General features: G+C 41.4%; 12 protein-coding genes. All 12 read left to right on the top strand.

From position 1 onward, the window contains the following. Window positions 1–3 precede the first annotated feature (3 nt). The 12 genes from MHI20_RS09110 to MHI20_RS09055 all read left to right on the top strand — a co-directional run bounded on the left by MHI20_RS09110 (window position 4) and on the right by MHI20_RS09055 (window position 12,418). On the top strand, window positions 4–612 hold the full coding sequence (locus tag MHI20_RS09110) for a major tail protein (protein ID WP_340937682.1): 609 nt from the start codon (window positions 4–6) through the stop codon (window positions 610–612). A gap of 77 nt (window positions 613–689) precedes the next feature. Then, window positions 690–1,010 (top strand): phage tail assembly chaperone G, encoded by a 321-nt coding sequence (gpG, locus tag MHI20_RS09105; RefSeq protein WP_133254352.1) that lies wholly within the window; start codon window positions 690–692, stop codon window positions 1,008–1,010. 235 nt (window positions 1,011–1,245) lie between these two features. Then, complete coding sequence (locus tag MHI20_RS09100; RefSeq protein WP_340937678.1) at window positions 1,246–4,908, top strand: phage tail tape measure protein; 3,663 nt, start codon at window positions 1,246–1,248, stop codon at window positions 4,906–4,908. Further along, entirely contained in the window at window positions 4,905–5,732 is an 828-nt protein-coding gene (locus MHI20_RS09095; RefSeq protein ID WP_340937675.1) for a phage tail domain-containing protein, read from the top strand. Before MHI20_RS09100 ends, MHI20_RS09095 begins: the two co-directional genes overlap by 4 nt. An 8-nt stretch (window positions 5,733–5,740) precedes the next feature. Then, the gene (locus MHI20_RS09090) at window positions 5,741–7,642 is read left to right on the top strand and encodes a phage tail protein (RefSeq protein ID WP_340937673.1); all 1,902 of its coding nucleotides are present in this window, start codon (window positions 5,741–5,743) and stop codon (window positions 7,640–7,642) included. A 41-nt stretch (window positions 7,643–7,683) separates the two neighbouring features. Beyond that, entirely contained in the window at window positions 7,684–9,588 is a 1,905-nt protein-coding gene (locus MHI20_RS09085) for a right-handed parallel beta-helix repeat-containing protein (protein ID WP_340937672.1), read from the top strand. Further along, window positions 9,588–9,884 (top strand): hypothetical protein, encoded by a 297-nt coding sequence (locus MHI20_RS09080; protein ID WP_144739458.1) that lies wholly within the window; start codon window positions 9,588–9,590, stop codon window positions 9,882–9,884. Before MHI20_RS09085 ends, MHI20_RS09080 begins: the two co-directional genes overlap by 1 nt. Continuing rightward, window positions 9,865–11,364, top strand: a complete 1,500-nt coding sequence (locus MHI20_RS09075; RefSeq protein WP_340937668.1) for a BppU family phage baseplate upper protein — start codon at window positions 9,865–9,867, stop codon at window positions 11,362–11,364. The genes MHI20_RS09080 and MHI20_RS09075 overlap by 20 nt, the downstream gene beginning before the upstream one ends. 10 nt (window positions 11,365–11,374) lie before the next feature. Continuing rightward, the gene (locus MHI20_RS09070; RefSeq protein ID WP_165378956.1) at window positions 11,375–11,722 is read left to right on the top strand and encodes an XkdW family protein; all 348 of its coding nucleotides are present in this window, start codon (window positions 11,375–11,377) and stop codon (window positions 11,720–11,722) included. Further along, complete coding sequence (locus tag MHI20_RS09065; protein WP_340937665.1) at window positions 11,712–11,888, top strand: XkdX family protein; 177 nt, start codon at window positions 11,712–11,714, stop codon at window positions 11,886–11,888. The genes MHI20_RS09070 and MHI20_RS09065 overlap by 11 nt, the downstream gene beginning before the upstream one ends. Before the next feature lie 33 nt (window positions 11,889–11,921). Further along, window positions 11,922–12,134 (top strand): BhlA/UviB family holin-like peptide, encoded by a 213-nt coding sequence (locus MHI20_RS09060; protein ID WP_034324986.1) that lies wholly within the window; start codon window positions 11,922–11,924, stop codon window positions 12,132–12,134. Window positions 12,135–12,154: 20 nt separating this feature from the next. Then, a complete protein-coding gene (locus tag MHI20_RS09055; RefSeq protein WP_340937663.1) occupies window positions 12,155–12,418 on the top strand; it encodes a phage holin in 264 nt (87 codons plus the stop codon). Window positions 12,419–12,476 lie beyond the last annotated feature (58 nt).

Genomic DNA, 12,476 nt, shown 5'->3' with positions numbered 1-12,476 from the left:
TAAATGGCTACAACAGGATTGAGAGATATTAGGGTCGGCGTTTTTGAGGATGACGCCGCCAAAGAAGCAACCGAAGTAATAAATGTACCTGGGGCAATTGAATCAAAATTAGAACCAAGCTCGGAAATTGCCGTTCTTTACGGGGATGATGGGGTATTTGATCAAGAAGGCTCGGGAGTTGGCGAAGCAAAGCTAGAAATAAACGTGGCTGATCTTACAACAGAAATGAAAAATAAATTGCTAGGCGCTGAATTAATTGGCGGCTGGCTTGAGGCATACGGAAAAGATACTGACCCGCCTTTCGTTGCTATCACGTTCCGGCAGAAAACAAAGGGTGGTTTTTGGTATGTTGGGCTTTTGCGAGGTAAATTTGGAATTCCGTCTAATGAAGGTAAAACAAAAGAGGATAAAGTCGAATTTATTACGCCAACTATTGAAGGACAATTCATGCCCCGGAAATTTGATGGTTGGACGTATATCATGGCGCACAGCGCAAGCCCTGGATTCACTGAAAAGGGATTTTATGATTTTGTCTTTAAAGGGATCGCCCCTAGCACTGATGGTGACAATGGAACAGCGGAAGCGCCATCAAGCACCACAACAAAAAAATAGTGTTTTCTGATAGCCAGGTAATTTATTTTACCTGGTTAAACTGGATTCATTAAAAAATATACGAGGTGTTTAATATGTTGAAATTAACAATGATTGATGCACAAACAAAAGAAGAAAAAACGTACACAAAGGATATGCCGTCAGCTCGTCAATTAAGACGTGCGCTTGAATTGCAAGCTCAAGGTGAACAAGAAAATTTAGACGCAACAACAATGCTAGATGAAATGATTGCCTATGTTGTGGACGTATTCGGGCAACAGTTTTCATATGATGATTTTTTAGACAACATCCCGTCTGACGAAACATTTCAAACCATTGCTGATGTCATCCTGCAAGTGACAGGACAGAAAAAGGGAAACGACGGCTTGAAAAAGAAAGCGGTGAAAGCACAGAAATAGAGTATTTAGAAACGTGGCAAGATTACCTAGATTCATTAGATGATATTTACGAAGATTTGATGAAAGAAGGGTACAAATATCATGAGATAGACAACATGGACTTGAACGGATTTTTACGTCTTGCGAATCGAAAAGGACAAAGCACGGGCAGCGTTCCAATAGATCAGATTTTAAAACCAGGAGGCTTTTGAGCCTTCTTTTATTTTTGAATTTTTAAGGAAAGGAGGTAAACCATATGGCTACGGAAGGGCGTCCGATAGGTTCATTAGTCGTTAATACGACGTTAGATAGTACAGGGTTTGACAAAGGCGTCACAGCCTTGAGGCAGCAGCTTAAAACGGCACAGTCCGCAACCAAAGCAACCGCAGCCGAATTTAAAGCATTAGATGACAAGCTCGGCGAAAGTAAAAGTAAGGTGTCGGGTTTGTCGGATCAATTGAAGATTCAAGAAAGAATTGTAGATTCCTATAGACAAGCATATGAAAAGCAAGTGGAGCAATACGGCGAGGGATCAACCCAAGCGCAGAAATACGCACAACGCTTAAACTCTCAAATAACAAGTTACCGCAATATGCAAAACGCTTTAAGACTTGCACAAAGTCAAGTGGAGCGGCTTGAGCGTGCCGAATCAGAAGCAGCAAACAGCGCCGACGATTTAGCAACAAGTCATCAAAATGTATCTAATGATGTAACGGCAGCGGGTAAAGAGGTTTCCAAACTCTCAAGCATTTTAAAGGGCGGCTTTGCTACGGCAGCGGTGGCGGGTACGGCAGCCATTGGAGCATTAACGGCAGCCGTTGGCACGCTTGGTGCAAAAATGACGGCTGATATACAAGCGTCACAAGGGCGTTTAAGAGCGCAGCTAGGTTTGACGGGTGATGAAGCCAAAAAGCTCACAGGAATAGCAAAAGACGTGTGGTCACAAGGCTTCGGAGAGAATTTGGATGATGCCAGGAATGGTCTGTTTCAAATTAAACAAAATATCCGAAGTATTGCAGACAAGGACCTTACTGACGTAACCAAAAAAGCCCTGGTTCTTGCTGATGCTTTTGATTCCGAGGTAAACGAAGTTGCGAGAGCAGGAAACAACATTATGAAAGGTTTTGGCGTGTCTGTGAGTGATGCGTTCGATCTCATGACATATGGAGCGCAAAACGGATTGAATTTTTCAAACGAAATGTTCGATAACCTGTCCGAGTATTCAACGTTATTCGGGAAAATGGGTTATTCAGCACAAGAATATTTTCAATTACTCGTCAATGGAACAAAAGCGGGCGTATATAACCTGGATTACGTCAACGACGTTATGAAAGAGTTTCAAATTCGAGTCAAAGACGGTTCAAAATCTACCAATGCCGCCATGATGGATTTGTCCAAACCAACTCAAAAGATATGGGAAAATTTCTTGAAAGGTAAAGGAACTGTTAAAGATGTTTCAAATGCCGTTTTAAAAGAGTTGAAAGGCATGAAAGACCAGGTGGACGCTAACAATATCGGCGTGGCTCTTTTCGGGACAAAATGGGAGGACTTAGAGGCTGACGCCATGTATGCCCTGGGCGGCATTGATGGGAAAATCGGTGACGTAAAGGGCAAAGCTGACGAAGCAGGGGCGGCGTTGCAAGACAATCTAGGCACACGCTTTAAAAAGATCGGGCGTCAAGCACTGTCAGCATTAGAGCCAATAGGAGGCGCAGCGGCTACATTTCTTGAGAAGGCATTTAATATTGCTGATCCGATCATGAAACAAATGTCCAGCGCTGGCAATACAGTAAAACAGGCAATGGCGGGTATTTGGGGCATATTGCAAGGTGAGGGAAGCGCTGAACGCTTAGAAGGGTACGGCATATTATCGCAGCTTTTCCCGCCTGGCGTGGTTGATATGATTGTCAGCACCACTGATACAGTGAAAGGCGTAATAGATACTGTTAAAAATTCATTTAAGAGTATGCAGCCGACTTTCCAGGCAATAGGCGGCATTTTGATGAATGTATTTGTTACAATGGCGCCGATTGTAAAACAAGCCCTGGGCGGCATTCTGTCATTTATCGGACAGCTTGCCGCAGTGTGGGGAACATTTTGGAAAGAAAACGGCGGTGTCATTACACAAGCCTTACAAAATATATGGTCCGTTGTTCAATTTGTTATGCCCGCAATTATTGCCATTATCAAAAGCGTTTGGGGCAACATTAAAGGGGTTGTCATGGGCGCAATGCAAGTGATTCAAGGTGTCATAAAATTCTTCTCGGGTTTGCTAACGGGAGACTTCGGTAAGATGTGGGAAGGCATTAAAGATGTGTTTTTCGGCTCGATTACTTCGATATGGAATTTTGTTCAACTTTCCTTTTTCGGAAAGATTCTCGGGATTGCGAAATCGCTAGGAAAAGGGCTTTTAGGCATCTTCCCGAAAATGTGGTCTAGCATTGTCGGTTTCTTTAAAAATGGAGCTGCAAACACCGGGAAAATGGTCACTTGGCTTAAAGACAAAGCCGTTTCAATTGCAACAAGCATGAAAGATGGCATGATCAAACGTTTTTGGGACATTGTAGACGCAGCCAAAAAATTGCCGGGTAAAATCGGTAATGGAATTAAAAACATGGCATGGGAGGCGCTAAAAGGCGTCAAGGCATTAGCAAATAAAATGAATGACAAACTTTCCTTTGTTGTGAATGGCGTAATAGGTGGCGTTAACTGGGTTCTTGGTAAAGTTGGCGTTCCAAAAGAAAATCAAATACCGGAATGGACACCGCCAAAATACGCAAAAGGGACAGGCGGACACCCAGGGGGACCCGCCATTCTAGGCGACGGAGGGATGCAAGAACTGTTTATCACGCCTGGCGGTCAAATGGGGCTGTCTCCTTCAACTGACACAATGATGAACCTGCCTAAAGGCACGGAAGTATTGTCAGGACCTAAAACGAAAGCGTTGTTTGATGGCGTGCCATTTTATAAAGATGGTACAGGCAAGGGCGGCAATTTCATTTCTAGTCTTTTCGGTAAAGTGAAAGACCTGGTACTTGATGTGTCTGACTTCATTACAAAGCCTAGCAAGCTACTGAATACATTACTTCAAAAAATGGGGATCACGACCCCGAGCATGGCAGGGGGCTTTGGTCAGATCGTTAAAGGCAGCTTTTCTTTTATCAAGGACAAAGCGGTTTCCTTTATTAAAAACAAGATCAAAGACTTTGGTTTTGTTCCTGGTGAGGGAGGCAGCGCAGCCGTCAAAAAGTGGGTTGCTCAAGCTATTGCAATTAAAGGTATTTCCCCTTCTTTTTCAAAGGCGCTTGAAACGATCGCCATGAAAGAATCGGGCGGAAATCCTACAGTTGTAAACAATTGGGACAGCAACGCAAAAGCGGGGCATCCGTCCCAGGGACTTATGCAATTTATACCAAGCACATTTGCAGCAAACAAAGAGCCGGGTTACGGAAATATCAAAAATCCTGTACACCAGGTTCTTGCGGCTATCAACTATTTGAATAGTCGGTATGGCGGAATTAACAAGCATCCTGGTTTAGTCAACATGAGAAAAGGCGGCAAGTACATTGGCTATGATAAAGGCGGTATCATTACCCGAAATCATACGGCAGAGGTCCACAAAGGGGAAATGATTTTACCTTTAAGGCAATTCAGAAGAAACAGAGCTATGCAGGTGCTTGCTCAAGCTAATCGAATGGTTGGCTATCAGCCCGAGCAGCCAGGGCAAGGATCAACAAATGTGATTGTTCAAAATGATAGTGCCGAGGCTATTAAGCAGCTAGAAAACAAGTTTGATCAAATGATCGGCTTGTTGACACAAATCGCCATGAAAGACACCACGATTAATGTTGAGGGACTAAACAAGTACAATATGGATTTACTCAAAAATAGGCAGCGTAGGGGAGGGTTTGCGACTTGAGCTATGAATTTTATACGGATTACGGGGAAGGGCTTCAATTGATCAGCAAGCGCCTTCCCTTTTTACGTTGCGTAAAATTTACGCCTGTGTCGGCTTCTATCGAACGTCAAACGGCAGTAGTGGCAAATAGACCAGGATTAAAACAAACGTCGAAAAAAGTCCGTTTTAAAGAAAGAAAGATCAAAGCACGATTTTATATTAAAGCAAAAAGCACGGATCAATTTAATAGATACAGGGCAGCGCTCACCAGGGAGCTAGTAAGAGAAGAACCCTATTACATTAGTTGTTCTTTTTCACCTGGTATACGTTACCTGGTGACGTGTGATGATGAAATAGAAATCGAAAAAGATGACGGGAAAAATTATAAAGAAGTTGATGTGGAATTCACCGCAGGGCTTGGGCTTGGCGAAACCGTCTTTAATACTGAAAAGCTTTTGAATTTGAGCGGTGAAAATTTTCATATCGGCATGAATTTGCCGAGTCAAGACAATCTCAAATATAGCTTTACGTCCAAGACGTTTAAAGTCTATAACGCTTCTGATGTGACAATTGATCCGATTGACTTTGATTATAGCGTCACCCTGTATTTAACAGGTAAGGACGTGAAGATACGCAATGATGCTACGAAAGAGGCGTTAACGATAAAGGGATCAGTTTCAAAAAAGCAAAAAATTATTGTCACAAGACAATATGTCATGATTGATGGGAAAATGGCGGATACGTCCGGTCGCTTTCCGAGTTTGCGCCCTGGCTTTAATCCATTTGAGATCGAAGGCGCATCCAGTATTGATATGCGGTTTGTCTTGCGCTTTTACTATAAGTAGGTGACATGATGAATCAATTATTTGTACAGTCAAAGCACGATCCAACAAATAAAATACCTTTGGAACATGTAGAACCCGAAGTCTCGGATAAATTAGACGGCACAAAGCAATTGTCATTTCAATGTTTGCAAATACCCGAGACTGAACTGGCTTTCGATATGCTTGTAAATGACAACATTTTGCTTATAGATGAGATCGAGCATAAAGCGCAGCGATACATTATTGTCGAGGATGAAAAGCGCACAGAAAACGGCGTGTCATTCCGAAATGTGGTGGCTGATCATATGTATATTGTTCGTCTGACATATAACCAGGTGGATGAAGAAATTAACGGAGAAATAGATATAGACACAGCACTTAAACACGCTTTAAAAGGAAGCGGTCTTTCCTTTACCATCATGCCGGATGCTAAAGGATTGAAAGCCAAACTAGAAGGATTCGGCAAGAAAAAGTCGTTAGAGCTGATGAACGATCTTATATCGGCTTTTGTTGTTGAACTTGATGTAAACAACGATCATATTTACGTGTATAAAGAAATCAAAAAGCGGATCAATTATAAATTAGATACCAGGGCGAATATGAATACGATCAGTGTCAAAAGCAGCCTGTCCGAGTCTTACACAAGAATAAAAGGTTATGGCAAGGTAAAAGAAGAAAAGGACACAGCAAGCGAGGAAACTAAAGGCTATGATAGTAAATCGGGGAAATGGAAAACAAACAGTGATTTAAACGCCATGTATGCGGAGGATGTTGGACAAACGTTCTCTTTTAAATTCAAAGGAACAGGCTTCAGCGTGAAACTGATCAAAGAGAAATTAGGCGGGAAAATCACGTTCAACATTGATAAAAAGACAAACAAAACATTCAGCACGTACAAAGACACGGGCAAAGAAAGTCATGTGGTTGAAACGGTTGACGTGATCCGAGGTCTTGAGGATAAAGAGCATACGGTCGTTGCAACGTTTAAGGGAAAGGACAGCAAAAACCCGAACACGAAAAAAATGAAAACGGGTTTCCGGGTGAGCGTGCCTAACGGGAATTTTATTGGACTTTATCGGACCTTTAAAAATGATGAAAAGTATATGTTCCCACCTGTGACATACATTCACCCCGACGAAAAACTTTTTCTTGTAGATGGTCGCCCTAGAGTAGCAGAAACAATTTACGAGGATTCCATTTCAAAAAGAGAAGACATGGAAAAATTTCTGAAAGGGAAAATTGATCCTTATCCAAAATTAACAATAGAATTGGATTTTGAAAAAGTGTATGATCCGAAGCTCGAAGCGATTGAGGACAATATTTCCAAAGGAGCTATTATTCCAGTCATTGCCGATACAGCTTACGGCATCCTGTTTGAAGGAGAGGTAAGGGTACAGGAGATCAAATACAACCCTCTTAATTTGGACTTAAAGCCGTCTGTCACGCTGACAAACTATCGTAAAGACATTATTGACTATCAACTAGAGCAGACCGTCGCAATGAAAAAGCAGCGGAATTTAATCAAAAAAGAAATAGCAGAAATGCTTGAGGCACAAAAGAGCATAGCAAGCAGCACGCAAAGCCAATTGAATAATATCAATATGAAGGTTTCCCAGGATTTGAGTTTGTCATATTCAAGTATTACGAAAACCTGGTCAATTGATGATAGCAGCGTTGACGGTGCGGAAATTGACGAGATAGGGAATACCATTGATATTGATATAGGAATTGACATAAAACCGAAAAGTCCCAGGGCGGGAGTTGATTTTGATTTAAGTCTAAAGGGGATTACGGCAGGCGCAACCGTTGATACTACCAACCCAAGCGGCATGAATATTATGCTTGCTAAAGGTGGTCAAAGGATCAGCCCAACGGCTGCCGATTTACCAAACGGCGCACAAATTAATATTTCATTTTACTTAGATAGCTGACGGGAAACCGTTGGCTATTTTTTATGGAAGGAGCTGATAGAATGGGAAGGTTTAATTTATTGAAAGTCTTTAAAATTGGCAAGAATGCAGAGTTTGAAGATAACCTATCGCAAAACGCAAGGTCCACGGAAAACGCTTTGAATCAACTGGACATAGAAATCAAAGAACATAAAGCAAGCGATAAAGCCCACGAAGCGTCAAGCATCATCCACAGAGGGAAAAGCGTCGCACATTGGCTCAATAGTTATTGGTCACGACTTGTTAATCTAATCGTCAATCATGACGGCAACGATATAAAAGAGGTTGTGGACGGAAGGGTTTCACTTGATGCGACCATTCACCCGACTTTGAATGATCGGCTTGAATATGACTTTGATCAAGTGTATAAACGCTTTGATTTTTTGCCGGATATAAATGTTATTTTACTTGGAGCTGATCCGACAGGGAAAAAGGATTCTGCCCCAAGTATACAAGCTGCACTTGATCGTGCGAAAGGCGGTAAAAGCGTAAGGGTATATATTCCCCCAGGCACTTATAAATTAGGTGCGCCATTGATCAATTGGGGAAATACGTTAGTAAGTGCAAGAGGTGCGACCCTTTTAAATTATTATGGTAGATATATGATGACAAATGGTGATGGATCGACTGAATACTATGCTTACAACGGAAACGGAAATATTGTAATTGAAGGCGGCTTATGGGATTGCCGAGGAACAAAAATTTCAATGCGAAGTAACTGTTTTTCATTCGGACACGCCAGTAATATTTTGATTAAAGAAGCGACGTTTAAAGACGTGCAAAGTTACCACGCTGTGGAATTTAACGCATGTCGTCATTTCAAAATTGTTGATTCAAAATTTATCGGGTTTGTTGATCCTGATGGAACAAGGTACTTCTCCGAAGCGGTTCAAATAGACCTAGCGCAGCGCAAGGAAGTTTTCGGAGCGTTTGGAGCTTATGATTTTACTGTCTGTAAAGATGGTTTAATTGATAATTGTTATTTTGGGGCATCCGGCACAGCGGGTACGCAAGCATGGACAAGAGGCGTCGGTTCTCATTCGTCCACAATTAATTATTGGCACGAAAATATTACGGTTCGCAATTGTACGTTTGATGATATTGATGGATGGGCAGTGCGTGGATATAACTGGCTGAATACAACTATTACCGAAAATACGCTTCGTAATTGTCGTTTTGGCATTACTGTAAGTGCAATTGATCCAACCAATCCCGCACATACAAAGAACGATAAATTTGAACAGCTTTCAAAATCACAGAAGTTTTATCATGTGGTTATTTCCAATAACACCATTTTGAAAACACGTGCCAATGAAGGGATTTATGTACGTGGGATCGGTGAAGATGGTTTTGTAAGAAACGTGAATATTGTTGGAAATATTATCGACGGAGTAGATGGACCGAATCAAGCGGCAATTAGATTAGATTCTGTTAGAAATGGCGTTGTTGTTGCCAATCAATTATCTAATACTTCCGGTGACGGGGTGAGAATGAATGATTGTGTAGGTGTCAACGTAGGAGATAATCAGATCAGCTTTATCGGTCGGGACGGAATTGCAGCGTTTGGAGAGTCTACCCTTCTAGTGATTAACGGAAATAATATCCGACGTCCTGGACGCTATGGTATTGAACAGTCGGGCGTTTTAATTGCATCCATAACAGGCAATTTAGTCACTGGTGCAGGCTACAACAAGCATGGTGAATACGAAGCGATACGGATCGCAAATGGCGCACGTGACATTTTACTTGCAGGAAACACATGTAGGTCGTTATCTTCCCTTAGTAACCTAGCAAGGGCGGGTATTTATATTACTGATTCAGCGAAAAGAGTTGTTAGATACGGAAATGTTTGCCGGGGAGATTGGACCATAGGCGGCATTGTTGATAATGCGCCGGACACAATCACAGACGCAAAGGATGTGGCATGATGTTTTTAGTTATGGGAAATGAAAAAATAGAGGTTGATTCTGTCATTCTATCAAGAAATGAGTCAATCACGGGTTACAGCAGCGAAGGGGAAAAAATTATTCGGCTCGAGGGCGTAAACTTCCAAAATGTTTATTTGGAAGATGCAGACGGTCAAAAGGTTGATTTTCCTGTAGAACAAACAACAAACCCTAGCGAGATTGAAGAAATGAGAAAGACCATCAAGGAACTTAATGAAAAAGTGCAGCAGCTAGAGGAAAAAGAAAAGGTGGTAGAACATGACCAATCAGTTATTTAAAAATGGTGTGCTGCCTTTCGTGGTTGACGCCTATGATCAAAGCGTGTACGATTCAAAAATTGTTTTTTCGACCCAGGACATAGGCACAGCAAAGTTAGTCTTTCAAATGCGTAAAGATGGTGTGCCACTTCCGTTGTCAGCGGTTGACGGAAAACTCGTACTAAAATTTGCAAATGGATCGAAAAACATTCGGAATATCACTCTTATAGACAAGGTTGAGGGAATAGCTGAATACGTCTTAGATAATGACGAAATCAAGCTATACGGCAAGGTCCAAGCGTCATTAAACTTGTATTATCGGAACGGGCAAGCCTTGTCCATTCACGAATTTACTTTCGATATACAACGAAATTTAATTGACCAGGACATTGCCCCGGCAGCGGAGTTTTATATTGATGATTTTCAATCGTTGAAAAAACAAATTGAACGTATGGCAGCGGAGCTTGAAGCAGATATAAAAAAGCGCACTGACGATATGCAAGGGAAGATTGATACAACCACTCAAGAGCTTCAAGAGCAGCTAGACAGGATGAAAGAGAAACTTGACGATCTCGAAGCGCTTGAAACCAAACAAGGCGCACAAGATAAAGTAGACAAAGCGCTTGCAGCAGCTAAAAAATATACGGACGATCATGCAACAGATCAAAAAATACATGTGACCGAAGATAAACAAAAAGCGTGGGACGCAAAAGAAACAACTTCCGGCGCTCAAACTAAGGCTAATAAGGCTTTGAGTGACGCAAAATCATACACAGACGAGTTATCCCAAAAAGCACAGATGTATAAATTGACGACAGATTCAGGATTTAGACAAGCAGTGCCAACCACAATCGGAGGAACTAATTTGTTTGATTTACCGCCTGGCTTCTATTATGGCGCAGGTCAATATTTTACGAATCTGCCGACCACAAATGATACATCTTGGTTTAACGTTGATGTATTTACAACAGGTATTAGAAAGAACTTCCATGTCATCCGCAGCGCAGATAATACACATTGGGTTGGAACAATTCATACAGACGGGACATTTCGGGGATGGAAAAGAATACTAACAGTAGAAGATGTGGCGAACAGCACTTATGTTGATACCTATGATCAAGATAATTCATCGGTTTCCGCTGCTGAAAATGTAGCGACCAAGCTTGTTTTTGGGGCGACACGAGCGGACGATTTATCAGAGTATAACCGTTCTCGTGCTGAAATCACACTGAAAAATAGTGGTCTATATTTGATCAGGCTTTATATAACTAGCACAAATATTACAGTTGGATCGGATAATATTTTATCGTGCTATGTGAATGGAACAGAATTTCAACGTTTTGGAAACTGGAATCCAGCAACATCATCAAGTACGTGCGTGCTTTATTTATTACAAAAATTTAAAGCCGGGGATAAGGTAACTTTCTATATAACACCACGAGGGACCAACAAAACAGTATCAATAAACACAGCTTACGTTACCATGTCTCAATTGAGATAGGAGGGAAAAGATGAATAAAGCGCTAGCGATTAAACATTTATACCCGAATGCAGAACTAGGTAAGGATTATTCGGTTCGGGATGATGGAGAGGGACAATTCATAGACAAGTGGTCATTAGATGATCCTATCCCGTCAGATGAAACGTTAGAAGTCGCATGGAATGAATACCTAGCCAAGAAAGATGAAAAGCCCTTATCTAGCGTTGAAAGGCAACTCCTACTTCTAGGGGAACAACTTGCCCTAGAAAAAATAGGGCGTCAACAGTCGGATAGAATGAATGCAACGCTAGGGCAGCAGCTTGCAGAAATGCGAATAGAAATCCTTAAATTAAAGGGAGGGTTTACAGATGAATCTTAATTTTTGGGTGTTAGCTCTTTTTTATAAATGGGCTACAATTGCAATGGTCAAACAAGCTATGTCTTTTGATGACTGTAGTATTGAAGATTTAGAAGAAGGTATTCAAAAAGGGTATTTAACGATTGAACAATATGAGCAGATCACAGGTGAGCCGTACGAGGTATAGGCTTATTTTTTATGGCGGGAGTAGGTGAGTATGGTGGAAATGGATTTGGCGCAGTATTTGATGACACAAGGACCGTTTGCGGTTCTTTTTTGTTGGGTGTTGTTTTATGTCCTCAATACAACTAAAGAGCGTGAGAACAAGCTAAACGAACAAATTGACGCACAAAATGACGTACTAGCAAAATTCAGTGAGAAATATGACGTGGTAATCGAGAAATTGGATCGTATCGAAAGAAACCAAAAATAAAACGAAAAGAGGAAATTAATATGAAAAACTTTGACAAAGGCACGGTCGTTCGCACGGTGCTTCTTTTTATTGCACTAATCAACCAGGCGTTAATTATGTTTGGAAAACCTGTTTTGCCGATCAGTGAGGACCAGGTAAACACATTAACAGAAACGTTATACCTTGCCTTCTCAATGATCTTTACTTTAGTGACAACCCTTGTCGCATGGTTCAAAAACAACTATGTGACAAGTCGAGGGAAAGCCCAAAAAGAAGCGCTGCAACAAAAAGGATTAACAAAATAAAGGGCTGCCCAGGCAGTTCTTTTTTAATACCAAAAACAATTTTAAGGAGACGATGAAC

Source organism: Bacillus sp. FSL K6-1106, from assembly GCF_038005245.1.
Lineage (GTDB): Bacteria > Bacillota > Bacilli > Bacillales > Bacillaceae > Bacillus > Bacillus altitudinis.
The sequence above is the reverse complement of the archived record's forward strand: the minus strand, read 5'-3'. Positions and strand labels throughout refer to the sequence as shown.